11 protein-coding genes are annotated in these 14,319 nt (G+C 45.3%); 10 read left to right on the top strand and 1 reads right to left on the bottom strand.

Going from position 1 to position 14,319, the window contains the following annotated elements; all coding sequences use genetic code 11:
* Positions 1 to 45 precede the first annotated feature (45 nt).
* The 7 genes from QVE09_RS04105 (at position 46) to QVE09_RS04075 (ending at position 10,747) form a co-directional block, all read left to right on the top strand.
* Complete coding sequence (locus tag QVE09_RS04105) at positions 46 to 597, top strand: CGNR zinc finger domain-containing protein (protein WP_315935800.1); 552 nt, start codon at positions 46 to 48, stop codon at positions 595 to 597.
* Positions 598 to 717: 120 nt separating this feature from the next.
* Positions 718 to 2,088: an amidohydrolase family protein gene (locus QVE09_RS04100; RefSeq protein WP_397386996.1), complete on the top strand. Its 1,371-nt coding sequence runs from the start codon at positions 718 to 720 to the stop codon at positions 2,086 to 2,088.
* A 531-nt stretch (positions 2,089 to 2,619) separates the two neighbouring features.
* Entirely contained in the window at positions 2,620 to 4,056 is a 1,437-nt protein-coding gene (bcaP, locus tag QVE09_RS04095) for a branched-chain amino acid transporter BcaP (RefSeq protein WP_315936091.1), read from the top strand.
* A gap of 259 nt (positions 4,057 to 4,315) precedes the next feature.
* Positions 4,316 to 5,395, top strand: coding sequence for a hypothetical protein (locus QVE09_RS04090; protein ID WP_315935798.1), 1,080 nt, complete (start codon positions 4,316 to 4,318; stop codon positions 5,393 to 5,395).
* A gap of 233 nt (positions 5,396 to 5,628) precedes the next feature.
* Positions 5,629 to 6,561 carry a tyrosine-type recombinase/integrase gene (locus tag QVE09_RS04085; protein WP_315935797.1) on the top strand — a complete coding sequence of 311 codons (933 nt, stop codon included), beginning with the start codon at positions 5,629 to 5,631 and terminating at the stop codon, positions 6,559 to 6,561.
* A gap of 165 nt (positions 6,562 to 6,726) precedes the next feature.
* Positions 6,727 to 9,474 carry a collagen-like protein gene (locus QVE09_RS04080; RefSeq protein WP_315935796.1) on the top strand — a complete coding sequence of 916 codons (2,748 nt, stop codon included), beginning with the start codon at positions 6,727 to 6,729 and terminating at the stop codon, positions 9,472 to 9,474.
* Positions 9,475 to 9,538: 64 nt separating this feature from the next.
* On the top strand, positions 9,539 to 10,747 hold the full coding sequence (locus QVE09_RS04075; protein WP_315935795.1) for a hypothetical protein: 1,209 nt from the start codon (positions 9,539 to 9,541) through the stop codon (positions 10,745 to 10,747).
* 178 nt (positions 10,748 to 10,925) lie between these two features.
* Here the strand turns inward: QVE09_RS04075 and QVE09_RS04070 are convergent, their stop codons facing one another.
* A complete protein-coding gene (locus QVE09_RS04070; RefSeq protein WP_315935794.1) occupies positions 10,926 to 11,855 on the bottom strand; it encodes an L-lactate dehydrogenase in 930 nt (309 codons plus the stop codon).
* A gap of 335 nt (positions 11,856 to 12,190) precedes the next feature.
* Here QVE09_RS04070 and QVE09_RS04065 point away from each other — a divergent pair, with 335 nt between their 5' ends.
* From QVE09_RS04065 to QVE09_RS04055, 3 genes are all read left to right on the top strand, one after another.
* Positions 12,191 to 13,468, top strand: coding sequence for a WD40/YVTN/BNR-like repeat-containing protein (locus tag QVE09_RS04065; protein ID WP_315935793.1), 1,278 nt, complete (start codon positions 12,191 to 12,193; stop codon positions 13,466 to 13,468).
* Between the two features lie 147 nt (positions 13,469 to 13,615).
* Complete coding sequence (locus QVE09_RS04060) at positions 13,616 to 13,825, top strand: hypothetical protein (RefSeq protein WP_315935792.1); 210 nt, start codon at positions 13,616 to 13,618, stop codon at positions 13,823 to 13,825.
* 124 nt (positions 13,826 to 13,949) lie between these two features.
* Positions 13,950 to 14,222, top strand: coding sequence for a hypothetical protein (locus tag QVE09_RS04055; RefSeq protein ID WP_315935791.1), 273 nt, complete (start codon positions 13,950 to 13,952; stop codon positions 14,220 to 14,222).
* Positions 14,223 to 14,319 lie beyond the last annotated feature (97 nt).

Below are 14,319 nucleotides of genomic sequence, written 5' to 3'. Positions count from 1 at the left end.
ACCTTCTTTATTTAATTAGATGGTTACATAAACGGAGGTATATATATGGACAGATTATGGACCGATTTTGTAAACAGCGATTATCACGATTGGCGTGGGGGCGATCGATCGGAGGACAGGCTCGGGAAGGCGAGCTGGCAGCAAGATTTTCTGGATCGATGGAACCTTAACGCTTCTGTCCCTGCATCTCCAGAAGATGAGTTGTCGATGAGAAACTTCAGGAATGAATTGTTGGCTCTTGGAGCCCGCGTGTCTTCAGGAGCATCATTAACGGATATAGAAAAACAATGGTTGAATGGCTTTATGGAAGCAGGGCGTGTGAGAAGAAAATTGAATACAATTGATCAGGAACTGAAACTCCAACTGGTAGCTGTGGAAGCTCATTGGCAGCAGGTTATGGCTGAGGTAGCTGCTGATTTTGCTTTGACTTTGGTGGAGGGAGAAGGGGGCAGGATTCGGATCTGTGATAATTCGGATTGTCGCTGGATGTTCTATGATGATACCCGAAGCAGAACACAGAAGTATTGTGATGATAAGATGTGTGGCAATCTGATGAAGGTTAGAAGATTTCGGGCAAAACGCAAATTCCAAAATTGATAAATACTAACAATAACTATATAATGTATATATACTAGCGAAAAAATAGTCAGAAGCAGTACAGATTCGTAAGCAGGATGTGATCGTCTTTCAAACCAAAATAGATGGGAGATGTTTCTTGTGCGGACAAGTTATCTGTTGAAAAATGGCTGTGTGTTGTCGATGGATGCTAAAATTGGACAGTATAAGAGGGCGGACGTTCTGATTCAGGATTCACTGATCATGGCTATTCAGCCCGACCTGGATATTCCGGATGCGGAGATCATTGATGCTTCATCGATGATTATTATGCCTGGGCTGGTGGACACGCATCGGCATATGTGGGAATCACTTGTCAAAACAGCGGGAACCAACTGGTCGTTACCAGTTTATTTGCAAAATCTCTATTATGGTGCGATGGGAAGCAAGCTCCGCCCACAAGATAGTTATATTGCCAACCTGCTCGGTTCCTTGGAAGCGCTTAACGCAGGAGTGACGACAGTAATGGATTGGAGCATGCCGTATTCCCCTGACCATACGGATGAACTGATTCGTGGACTTCAGGATGCTGGCATTCGGGCGGTATTTGCTCACGGAGTACCTGGTGAGACGGACTACTGGAATCGGGATAGTCAACTCACGTATTCGAATAATGATCTGAGAAGAGTCAAAGAACGTTATTTTTCATCACGGGATCAATTGCTTACTTATGGGCTTGCCATTCGTGGCCCAGAATTCAGTCATAGGGATACAACCGTGAAAGAGATCGAACTAGCACAAGAGCTGGATGCGATCTGTTCCATGCATGCCGGATTTGGCAGTTGGGGATCTGTGGATCGCTCGATTAGTCACTTGTACGAAGCGGGACTGTTAAGTCCACGGGTGAATATCGTTCATGGTAACACCATGGGCATGGATGAATACAAAATGCTGGCAGATAGCGGCGCTTCCTTGTCGGTCACACCTGAGGTTGAAATGATGATGGGGCATGGATATCCGGCCACCGGCTATTTTCTTGAAAATGGGGGAACCCCTACACTTGGTGTAGATGTTGTAACGTCCACAGGCGGAGATATGTTCTCGCAGATGAAATTTGCACTTCAAGCTGAACGATCCAGAGCCAATGAACAACTTCTGCAGCAGGGTGAGATGCCAGGTGAGTTGAACTTGCAGTCCAGCCAAGTACTGAGATTTGCAACTTCAGCTGGTGCCCAAGCATTAGGTTTGGAGAAGAAGGTAGGAACGCTGACCCCAGGGAAAGAAGCAGATCTGATCATGATTCGTACCACCGATCTGAATCTGTTCCCCGTTCATGATCCAATCGGCGCTGTCGTTCAATTTGCTAATCCATCCAATGTGGATACGGTGTTTGTGGCAGGTAGACTCGTGAAGCGAGAGGGCAAGCTTTTGAATGTTGATCTGGACGCAATTCGGGATACGGCGATGCAGAGCAAAGATTATTTGTTATCCCAATATCGGATGTCAGATGCTGAGAGAATTGCTTTCTCATAATTCACTTTTTCATAAAAGCCTATATAAGATCAGTTCGTATTTTCATATACACCTCTAGCTGTATAAAGAGGAAAGGAAGAGCCATATCATGCGATGTGGCTCTTTTACATGCTTGCATATCGTCCAATTAGACAGGATAACGGAGGAAGGGACAGCGGAAAAAGACGAAAAAAGATCTCATTCTTGCAACTTCAGATAACAAGGGATTAAAGATGATTTTTGCTGAAAATTAGGCTCATAAAAACTGCGCATAATATAAATTATACGCAGTTTTGTTTTAAATCGATTTTCATATTTAACCACGTGCAACAGATCATGATAATTTTCGCGAAAAAAGAACAAAATAAGAGATCTGTAAAAATAAATTTAACCAAGCAACGCGATAACGTGTAGAATTCGATAGGTTTTTATAGGTGATCGATAAGATAGAACAAATGACTTTTTCATAGAACAGATGGGAAGCCATCCAATCTCTGCTACATCCATAGCACATATTGCACATTCAAGATTCATGACGAAAGGAACATGGCTATGCGTGAGAACGAACAACGATCTTCATTATTTCGTAAAAAACCAATTGCCTCCAGGGGCGATAATAGCAGTGCTTTGAAACGGGCGCTCGGTCCGCTGGACTTAACCACACTTGGGGTGGGTGCCATTATTGGTACCGGGATTTTTGTGCTGACCGGTGTAGCTGCCGCAACGTATGCTGGCCCGGGCCTTGTACTGTCATTTTTGCTGGCAGGTATCATATGTGCATTCGCTGCATTGTGTTACTCGGAGTTTGCCTCAAGCATACCGGCATCGGGTAGTGCGTACACGTATAGCTATACGGCTTTTGGCGAAGTGATTGCCTGGATTCTGGGATGGGATTTGATATTAGAGTATGGATTCGCGAGTGCGGCGGTAGCCAGTGGATGGTCTGGATATTTCCAGACGTTATTGTCCGGATTTGGATTGGAGTTACCACATGCGCTGACGAGTGCGTTCAGCCCGGAAAAGGGAACCTATTTTGACATCACGGCTGCGGTCATTACGTTAATTATCACTTTCCTGCTTACCCGAGGGGTGAAGGAGGCGGCTCGTGCGAATGGCATAATGGTAGCGATTAAAATTATCGTGGTACTGATCTTCATTGGTGTAGGAGTTTTCTATGTAGAGCCAACCAACTGGCAGCCATTCTTGCCTTTTGGTATCTCAGGTGTAACAGCTGGAGCAGCAACCGTATTCTTTGCTTACATTGGATTTGATGCGGTCTCCACAGCGGCAGAAGAAGTCAAGCGACCACAACGGGATTTGCCGATCGGAATTATTGCGTCACTCGCGATCTGTACCGTGCTCTATATTGTTGTATCGTTGATCCTCACAGGGATCGTGCCGTATAACATGTTGAATGTAAGTGATCCGGTTGCGTATGCATTTGAATTTGTCCAATTGAAGGGATTGTCCTGGATTGTATCTCTTGGAGCGATTGCCGGCATTACGACCGTATTGCTGGTCATGATGTATGGTCAGACACGTTTGCTCTATTCCATGTCTCGTGACGGACTGCTGTCACCTGTCTTCTCCAAGGTTAGTGGCAAGAGTCAGACACCAGCGGTAGGGACATGGGTTGCGGGTATTATCGTGGCTCTGTTCTCCGGGTTCATCTCGTTGGGACATTTGGCGGAGCTTACGAACATCGGAACGTTGTTTGCTTTTGCAGTCGTAAGTCTGGGCATTATCGTGTTGCGTAAAAATAATCCTGATCTCAAACGCGGCTTCCGCGTTCCACTTGTGCCACTGATTCCGATTCTGAGTGCCTTGGGTTGTGTATACTTGATGACACGCCTTGCGGCTCTGACATGGATTACGTTTTTTGCTTGGTTGATCATCGGACTGATTATCTACTTTGCGTATGGACGGCATTACAGTCATCTGAATCCGGCACGCCGGATCTCCAGTGCTTTCAGAGCGAAGGATAAATAGATTAGTTGAGAACGTCTTTAACCGAGAACATCTTCATTTTTCCTCATTTCGTATCGCTTAGGCGAAGCGGGATGGGGATTTTTTTATATAGAAAGATAAAGGATGATAACAGCAGGGGAAGGTTGGAATTTTCTTCATATATGGGTAAGTAATAAGGGGCGTGACGAACTTAATCAAGGGGCCGGGGTTGCGGCTAAGCCAAATATGAAATATATTTGGGGATGTGACATGCCATCAGACATAAGAGAGGGGATGTATCATGAACACACCATTACATACGAATTCAGATCATCAAAATGCAGCTTTTGGATTTGCGCTGGCTGACTCAGCCGTACTTGCAGATGCACAATTGCTTGTTTCACATTTAGAGGATTCACAAACCTTGCAGTTGGATATTGATCCGCAGCGCCTTCTGAAGGATGGACGTAAGGCATCTGTAATTGCACAACAGTTGGATTCACCCGTCAATCGTCAGGATGCCAATATCATCTATGGTCAGGAGCTAGCATACGTGCAATACGCTGTTAACCTGAAACCGGTTAGCACGTTCTCAATTGCATCTATTGAAGGCGTTGAACAGTCTGTTAATCTTGGTTGGACAGCATTTGAAGAAGGGGAATACGAACTTCGAATCTCCCTGCATATGAAAACACCTCGTATTGCTGAAGGTACACTCGAACCTGAACAACTTGCAATGGTTAAGTATGCGCAAGTTATCACCGTATATATATCGCTTTTCCCGGCAGAAGCAGCGTCGTTGAGTTCACCATCTCAAGCTGTGTGGAGCAGAAACCATCATGTGTTTGACTCCTATGGCAGAGGGGGATTTATTCTCGCTGACCTGCCTCGACTCGCTGAACGTGTAGAGGAACTGATGGGACCGGGTAACCATAATCTGATTGAACAATTTGCGGAAGGGGAGTTGTCAGATACGTTGCTGGAAGAGGGGCTGATGGCGATCGCCTGGGGCGTGACTCCGTGGTGTTATTCACTCTATTCTGCACCAGATGAGCAGTCCGCTCGAATGATTGCCGTAGACAAGCTGGGCGATGAACCTGAACGGCATGGGGTTTATTGTATTGATCCTTCCATTCAGCAATTAAGTATCGTACCTGCGAATGAGCTGGCTTACTGGCCTGCCTGCGTTCAGAACGATTGGCCTGTCATTGATGTGGCAGGGGAAGGCGAGACGTTGCACATGGATCTGTATACCCAGATATGTGAATCCGTGAATGGGCTGCATGAGAATCCATTGCCATCGTTTGTACTTACCCGTAGTCAAGGCAAACCCGAAGCGATCATTCCGCTGATTGACGTTGTCATTGTGGATGAAGCGTAGGAGCCCTGCTTTATAATAAATTTTTAAATTGAACTAATCATTTACACGAAAAAACGGAGAGGGCAGAAAGAACCTGAAAAAGTGAAGCGTTCGCCTTTATCACCGGATTTTCCCTTGAGAAAAGGGAATTGAAAAAATCTGGGGATAACAGCGATTGGAAGGTTGTTCTGTCATCGTAGTGCCCGTGTAAATAATCTTAGTCAATTTTAACCGAATTGAGGTGACGTAGACAGATGATGACCGAGGAGATTCAGGAGCAATATGCGGACGAGCTAGAAGCTTTTTACATATGGATGAAGGATGCCGGATATACAGGCCATACGGTAAAATCATACACCGGTGACGTGGTGGAATTCCTGGTCTCCATTCAAGGAAAGTCACTGGAGCAGGTCAAAAAGCTGCATGTGCTGTCTTTTCTGTCCCGTGCTCGGGAGCGTGGGGTTAGTGATGCCACGAGAAATCGCAAACATGCGGCGGTGAACTGTTTTTACAAGTCCCTCATTGAACTCGAATTGTTAACGAATAATCCGGCATTTGGGATCAAAAAATCCAAAACCGAGAAAAACCGTGCGCCCGTTTTCCTTGATGAAAGTGGGCTGACACGTTTTCTGGAGTCGGTAGATGGGAAGTATCGCACACGTAATCTAGCTGTTTTTCTACTGATGGGATATATGGGATTACGGGTTGGAGAAGTACATGCGTTGGATTGCAAAGACTATAACGCGGAGCGGCGTACATTGGATGTATTTGGTAAAGGTCGTAAATGGCGCTCGCTTCCTGTACCGGAGACTGTGGCAAACGTGTTATCTCAAGCGATGGCTGAGCGTCTCGATCCTTGGCGGCCAAAAGAGGAAGCGTTATTTGTCTCGCAGAAAGGGAAGAGACTGTCGATTCGCAGCATCCAGCTCATATCTACAGAAACCTTTGAACGTTTCCAGCAGGAATCACCAGCCAATCAACGTCAAAACTACTCCAGTCATAAGCTGCGTCACTCCTTCGCGACCATGATGTTACGGCGTGGAGCCGATCTGCGTACCGTGCAGGAGCTACTTGGTCACGCATCGATTCAAACAACAACCGTGTACACTCACGTAACCAGCCGGGAGAAAGAAGAGGCTATGGCTCTGCTGGACGTTAAACTTCCCGCATTTGGGTTGAACAATTAGCTATTGAATAATTAGATTTAGAGAAGCCTGTCCAAGTGACAGGCTTTTTGAGTTCTCAAATACTGAATTATGCGATCACTCTCACCCTTAGCAATAATTGGAATACCTTATGTAAAGAAGTTAGGTGATGCCAAAAATTAATATGCATGTGAGGGGAGGGATGACATGGCTACTTTATCAACTGGACCGATTGAGAATAATCCAGTTAGTGGCGTAAGGCCAACACAACAGTTGACAATTAAGATCGATAATAGAGATCTGGTCAATAATGCGAGCATCTTAATTCAAGGATATTATCTGAATGGAATCAGAACTCTATATGTACTTGAACTTATTAGTATAAGTCCGAATCAAGCAATAACGAAGAATTACTTTGCAAACCTGGATGTATTTGAATTTATCTTTACAACAAGTGGTCTCGCAGAGCAGCAAGTAGAAATATCCGTTTGGGGAAAAAATTCTGCCGGGCAGCTTGTAACGCCCCATCGTATTGTATCTTCAGAACTGTTAGGTGCAAATGAGTTCACGGGAGTTACCGGGGTGACTGGGGCAACTGGAGTTACTGGTGCAACCGGAGTAACTGGAGTTACTGGAGCTACTGGTGTAACTGGAGATACCGGAGCTATTGGTGCAACTGGAGTAACTGGTGCAACTGGAGTAACCGGAGTAATTGGAGTGACTGGTGAAACTGGAGTAACTGGTGCAACTGGAGTAACCGGAGTAATTGGAGTGACTGGTGAAACTGGAGCTACTGGTGAAACTGGAGCTACTGGTGTAACCGGAGCAACTGGTGTAACCGGAGCAACTGGAGTAACTGGTGCAACAGGAGTAACCGGAGCAACTGGAGTGACTGGAGCAACTGGAGTAACTGGTGCAACCGGAGATACCGGAGGAACCGGAGGAACTGGTGCAACCGGAGGAACTGGGGCAACCGGAGGAACTGGTGTAACTGGAGCTACTGGTGTAACTGGAGCTACTGGTGTAACTGGAGTAACTGGAGTTACTGGAGTAACTGGAGCTACTGGTGTAACTGGTGTAACTGGAGGAACTGGAGGAACTGGGGCAACCGGAGATACCGGAGCAACTGGAGGAACCGGAGGAACTGGGGCAACCGGAGCTATTGGTGCAACTGGAGTAACCGGAGTAATTGGAGTGACTGGGGCAACTGGAGATACTGGAGTAACCGGAGCAACTGGTGTTACTGGAGCAACTGGTGTAACTGGAGTAACCGGAGTAATTGGAGTGACTGGGGCAACTGGAGATACTGGAGTAACCGGAGCAACTGGTGTAACTGGTGTAACTGGAGTAACCGGAGCTACTGGAGCAACCGGAGGAACTGGGGCAACTGGGGCGACTGGTGTAACCGGAGTAACCGGAGGAACTGGTGTAACTGGTGTAACCGGAGTAACCGGAGGAATTGGAGTTACTGGTGTAACTGGTGCAACTGGTGCAACTGGTGTAACTGGAGCAACCGGAGGAACTGGAGCAACTGGAGTAACCGGAGTAACCGGAGTAACTGGAGTAACTGGAGTAACCGGAGGAACTGGAGCAACCGGAGTAACTGGAGTAACCGGAGGAACTGGAGCAACCGGAGCAACCGGAGTAACTGGAGCAACTGGAGTAACTGGAGTAACCGGAGTAACTGGAGTAACCGGAGGAACTGGGGCAACTGGTGTAACTGGATCAACCGGAGTAACTGGTACAGTAGACCCTACCGTAACTATAGTGGGAGTAGGCCCAAATGTTAGTTCTGAATTTAGCGAATTAAGAGCAAGTGAAAAAACGCCGATTATTGAATTGACTTCAGTATATGGTCTATCTAACCTAAGAGACATCGTCTCTACTTTGGGTGCTGCAACGGTTGGAACCAACAACACAGAGTTTCAATTAACCACGACAGCATCTGGAGCAGATTCGGCAATACTTCAAAGCTCAGAACGGGGAAGGTATGAGTCAGGGTATGCTGGAGAAGCAGGGATCGGTGTGCGATTGCCTGTTGCCCCTACTGGAACACAAGTGGTGAGATGGGGACTTTTTGATGACCAAAATGGTTTGTATTTTGGCCAGAGTGTGGCAAACGGAATATTTATAGCAGTCAGAAGAGCAGGATCTGACACGATTATTCCTCAGGCTTCCTGGAACGTTGATAAATTAGATGGAACCGGTCCTAGCGGAGCTACGCTTAGTCTGGCTAAGGGGAATATATTTCAAATTTTATTTACTTGGTACGGTTATGGGGTCATTGAGTTTAGGGTCGTTATTCCTGATCCTACGACTTTAGCGCAAGAAGTAATTACCGTTCAACGATTCTCAACAAGCGGGCAAACAAGCTTGGCCGACCCTAATCTTCCTCTCCGTGCTGAAATCTCGAATAGTGGAACAGCATCTGCACTTAATTTATTTGTTGGAGGAAGACAATATAGCATTGTGGGCAGATATAGTCCGGTATTCAGAATTACTTCTGAAAGAAGAACTGTAACTGCAACCGGGACTCTGACACCGATTTTGGCCTTCCAAAGAAAAGCAACTTTCCCGGCAGGTTCAGGCAGAACGAATTCAGTCAGTGTAAAACTTGAAGGGATCGACCTTGTAACCTCAGACGATATATACTACCAGATCATATTAGGCGGAACCATTAATGGAGCCTTTGCAACGTATCCAACGGCAACGACGAATATTCCAAACTCGGAGACAGGTCTGTTAGTAAACAGTACGCTAACGACCATTACTGGAGGTCAGGTACTACTACAAGGCTTAGCAGCTGGCGTAGAAGGCAGTGCCAGAATTTTAGCTTCTGCGTCATTATTGGATTTTCAATTACCAGACACTGAATTTGTCACACTGGCTGTAGCTAACTTAAGTGGTGGTACGAATTCTGTCACTGCAACCTTTAGTGTCACTGAAGAATGGTAGTCAATAAAAAGCGGGGAGAAGAATATTCACTTCTTCTCCCTCTTTCTGCAAAGGAGGAGAAACATTGTCAGATATTATCATCTCCAATATTGGACCAAATGTCAGTTCGCAATTCGATGAGTTGCGTGTAGCACAAAAAACTCCAATTGTAGAGCTAACCTCTGTGTATGGTTTATCGATCCTAAGAGATGCAGTTACGACTACTGGGGCTGGCACGGTTACAAATAACGCGACTGAGTATAATTTGAGCACCACTGCCAGTGGCGTAGACTCAGCGGTTTTAGAAAGTGTATTGCGAGGACGATATGAACCAGGTTATGCAGGAGAGGCGGGGATAGGGGTTCGAATTCCTTCTCTGCCAATAGGTAACCAAGTGGCGCAATGGGGATTATATGATACTCAAAACGGAGCCTTTTTTGGAGTGAACAGTACTACGGTGTTTGTAACCGTACGTAGAGCAGGGGTTGATACGACAGTTCCTCAAAGCTTATGGAATGTAGATCCATTGAACGGGACAGGGCCGAGTGGAGTTACATTAAACTTGTCAAAAGGTAATATATACCAGGTTTTGTTTACATGGTATGGTTACGGAGTGATCGAATTTAGAGTGGTTATCCCTGATCCCGTAACGTTAGCCCAAGAGGTAGTTACCGTTCATCGATTCTCCCCAACAGGTCAAACAAGCTTTGTTGATCCAAATCTTCCGTTAAGAGCACAAGTCGCTAATAATGGAACCGGTGCTGTTTATAGTATATTTGTGGGTGGAAGACAATATAGTATTATCGGAAAATATGAACCAACCTATAGAGTCACTTCCGAAAGGAGAAGAATAACAAATGTTACATCAACATTAACACCCGTCATTTCATTTACAAGAAAAGCTGTGTTTCCAGCAGGTTCGGCTAGAACGAATTCGGTACAGGTGAATTTGGAAGAAATTAATGTTATTTCAACCGTAGATCTAAGTTACCAAGTGCTTGTCGGAGGGACGTTAAATGGAGCTTTTGTTAATTATCCCACAGCTACAACGATCATTCCTGATAGCGAGACCGCACTGCTGGTCAACAATACCTCTACAACAATTACAGGTGGAGAAGTGGTGTTTCAAGGCATTACAGGAGGGGGAGCAGGGAATACTACAATCTTGGCCTCTGAAGAACTTTTGGATTTTACTCTTCCGGAAAATCAGGTTGTAACTTTAGCCGTATTGAATATTGGTGGTCCAGGCTCGAACACAGTTGATGTGGTATTTAGAGTAACTGAGAGTTGGTAATTAGTAATACCCTATAGCTTTTGACATCGGATGATTCAAAATCCAGAAATCAAAAAAATGTTCAAAGATTAGAATCAACGGAATAAATGTTATGTAAACTAAATAAAAATGAGATAGCTAATAACCACCTGAATACTCCTTAATACAGGAATACAGGTGGTCATTTTTTATACGTGGATTACTCCAGTCCAGCGATCTGTTCTTTTAATTTGTTAGCAGATGCCTGGAAAGCCACTTTCTCGGATTCATTCAACGGAAGAGGCAGAATTTCGCGCACACCGTTGCGATCGACAACGCATGGAACGCCCAGATAAACATCCGATACGCCATTGTAATCTTCAAGCAACGTGGACACGTTCAATACGGAGCCTTCGTTGCCGAGAATTGCAGCTACAATGCGGTCAAGAGCAAGGGCGATTGCATAGGAAGTTGCGCCTTTGGCATTAATAATCTCATACGCTGCATTTTTGGTACGGTCGAAGATATCCTGTTGTGTTTCTTCATCCAATTCCAGATCTGTTCCTGCAACGTTAGCCAGGCTCCATACAGGTACTTCGGAATCTCCATGCTCACCGATAATGTGGGCGTGAATACTACGCGGGTCGATCCCTTTATTCTTACCAATCAGGTAACGGAAACGTGCGCTATCGAGCAATGTACCTGAACCGATGACACGGGAAGCAGGCCATCCGCTTTGTTTCCATGAAGTATAGGACAAAATATCTACAGGGTTGGTTGCAATCAGCAAAATACCATGAGAATTCACTTCAGTAATGCGCTCGATAATCTCCTTGAAAATGCTTGCATTTTTCTTCAGCAAATCAATCCGGGTTTCGCCCGGCTTCTGGGAAGCACCGGCTGTAATAATAATGATATCTGCATCTTTGCAGTCGGAATAATCGCCTGCCCATACTTTCACGCCTCCTGTAAAAGGAAGACCGTGGTTCATATCCAGCATTTCGCCGGTTGCTTTATCATGATTCACATCCACAAATACCAACTCGGACGAACGCTGTCTCAACATTAGCGTGTATCCCGTTGTTGTTCCCACCGCACCCATGCCTACAATCACGACACGGCTTGGTTTCAATGCTGCACTGTTTGTCATGTTCATATCCTCTCCTTTTTGGGTTATACTCCCATCCATATTAAGGGATTAGAGAGTATAAAGCGAGTGTTGTCTATAAAATAGTTCACATTTCATGTCTTTTTACCAATTATTTCGTCGGAAAACAGTATAGGATGAAATTAATGGTAATAAATGTGCGACATATAGCCAGAGCATCAGCTGGAAAAAGGGAGCGGGCCGCCCATACGTAGCCAAAGAGCCTTTTACATAAGGTTTGTGGTAGAATAGGAGCAGTGGATTCTGATGAATCGTAAATACAACGCCATAGGACAGGCATGCGCGCCTGTATATTGGATAAGAGAGGTGGAACCCACTTGCGTTCGCAATGGATTAAAATCGCGCAGACAGCATTGCTGTCTATAGGTATAGCAGCTGTACTGGCTGCCTGCACCGACTCAGATCAACCTCCGGAAGCAGAACCTCCGCAGCAGCAGGAGGACGCCGGGAATACAGGGCAGACATTAACTGTCGTTCCCCCTGTGAACAGTACAGAATCTGCAGATATGGCCAAGTACCAAATACAGACCCGCTTGACCGATTTTCAGTTGCTCAATGACAACGGAGGATTGGCGTGGGGCGTGACGCGGAATGCGCTGCGCTTGTACTACACTCAGGATCAGGGAAAGACCTGGACCAATATTTCACCTTCGGAAAATGTACAATTTCCGGCTAACCCTGAATATGGACAAAGCATTTATTTTGTAGATCGCACACATGGTTGGATTGTTCGTGAAGGCATGGGTGGAACAGATACCATGGTGCTTCGCACCAACAATGGGGGCGTAACTTGGAGTCTGTCTTCTCTGTCCAAGACGGATAAAGTGACTGCGATCTCATTTGTATCTCCTGAAAAAGGCTGGATTCTTACCACGGTGGATACCGCTATTGGTAAACAGGACAAGAAACTTTACTTCACCGAGGACGGTGGAATCACCTGGAATCGGATGGCATCCAGTGATGAAGACGGTAAACAGGAAACAGAAGAGATTTCCAAACGTGGATACACCACGGGGATGACTTTCTCGGATCCAAAGCATGGTTTCTTAACAGCGCTTGAGTTCGGCACACCGAAGTTGTATGTAACATCAGACGGCGGAGAGAACTGGAATACTGGACCATCCTTCTTTGATCGAAACAAATTCAACGGGTGTGGTAATTTCAGTGTCAGTTCACCACAATTTTTTGGACGTGAAGCACAGTCAGCCTGGATGTCAATGTCCTGTTCCCAAGGCGAGAGTACGACATTTAATGGTTTTTTCACCACAGATGGTGGAAAGAGCTGGAAGCTGTCCAATTTCACTTTGAATAAACAAACGGGTGCGAATCGTAACCTTTCACCGGTATTTCTAAACGCATTAGAAGGTTGGGCGATGCAAAAGGGCATAACCTACCACACCAAGGATGCGGGCAAAACGTGGAGCGCTCTTCCCGCAAGCAGTGTACTGGAGAAAATTTTGGAAGACTATCCGGAGATTGTGAAGATGCAGATGGTTACCTCCAAGCTTGGCTGGATACTGGTTGAAAATACAGATGCCAAAAGATCGTTGTTATTGCAAACGGTGGATGGCGGTGTACATTGGAAAGTGCTTTAATAGTAAGGTATTACAGATGTGAATAGATAGGGGAAAGTTGAGGAGCCTGAGGGTTCCTTTCTTTTTTTGTTTAGTTTGTGAATTAAATCACAAATAAATCCACCAGAAGGTGATATATTTAACTCAACAAGAGAAGGAGTGATGAAGATGAGAACCAACGGTCAAACTCAAATCACGCAGGCGGATGAATTAACCAGATATATGCTTCAATTATGCTACACATGTGACGATGCCAATCGTTGTACGACAGAGGAAGCGGTGAAGGCTTGCATGGCAGAACACGCACAGGCAGACCAGCCCGAGCCAGCCGAAGGTGGAAATGTAACTCGCGGGTATATGGACTTGATGTACGCTTAGTTATCAAAACTGATCAAAATAAGCTGATATATCAATGTTTTGCCCCTGAAGTACCTCCCTTAGAATAGGATATTGGAAAAACCTCTGGGTTTAGCCGATGAAATTCTAGGGGGTGTATTTTTTTATGGCGATTAAAGGACACTTTGAAAGTGTTATCTTGGTTGTTATCACGATTACTATTGTAAGAGGAACGTTAGCAACTGAATCAGTTATTTATTCCGCGACATCTACGAATGACTTTGGCCCTCTGGCACCACAGATTATCACATTTCCAGCAAAAGATTTCAATCCACCACTCTTACTACAATTGACGTACACTGCTTTTATAGGCACTAGCCTGGTACCTGTTATTCGTGTAGGTCCTGAGAACTTCGATTGGTTCATTGTCTCAGACTAATCTGAACAAAAAGGATAATTATAGTGATATAGGAACAAATCCGATAGCATAGGTAAATATGACTTCACTGGCATAAAGCTGGAGGAGTCTTTTTTTA

It is taken from the genome of Paenibacillus sp. ClWae2A, from assembly GCF_032452295.1.
GTDB lineage: Bacteria > Bacillota > Bacilli > Paenibacillales > Paenibacillaceae > Paenibacillus.
This window is presented reverse-complemented; position numbering and strand designations above follow the sequence as displayed.